Source organism: Moraxella sp. (genome assembly GCF_024227015.1).
GTDB lineage: Bacteria > Pseudomonadota > Gammaproteobacteria > Pseudomonadales > Moraxellaceae > Moraxella.
On record NZ_JAAELD010000327.1, the window covers coordinates 1 to 531 of the forward strand.

General features: G+C 50.7%; 1 protein-coding gene. It reads right to left on the reverse strand.

Translation table 11 applies throughout. The annotated features are described in order from the left end of the window. Window positions 1–531, reverse strand: a 531-nt coding sequence (locus GY683_RS07385) for an efflux RND transporter permease subunit (protein WP_297288122.1), incomplete at both ends; no start/stop codon positions are given.

Sequence of the window (531 nt, forward strand, 5' to 3'; positions counted from 1 at the left end):
GCCAGATAAAGCAAAAGGCAGATAATGGCTAACGTTAGCGGTATAACCACCGACAGTTTTGCTTTCGCGCGCTCAAGGTAAGCAAACTGCCCCGCCCACGTAATGGAGTATCCAGTGGGTAAATCAAGTTGCTCTGACAAATGACGTTTTGCGCTATCTACATAACCCCCTAAGTCAATACCCGTGGCTGAGTCTGACGAGATATCAATGTATACCCATCCGTTTAATCGGGCATTTTCACTTTTAATCCCAGCCGGCCCGTCGTCAATACGCACGGTCGCCACATCGCCAAGGGTAATGTGAACACCGCTTGGTGTGACGAAAGGCATGGATGCTAAAGATTCAGGCGTATCGCGGTAGTGCTGTAAAAAGCGCATGGCAATAGGAAAACGCTCACGCCCTTCCACTGATTGTGTAACCACTTTGCCGCCCACTGCCGAGCCTACAATACTGTGAACATCGTCTATCGTCATGCCGTAGCGCGCCGCCAACTGCCTGTCGATATCGATATAAACGTAACGGCCACCCACC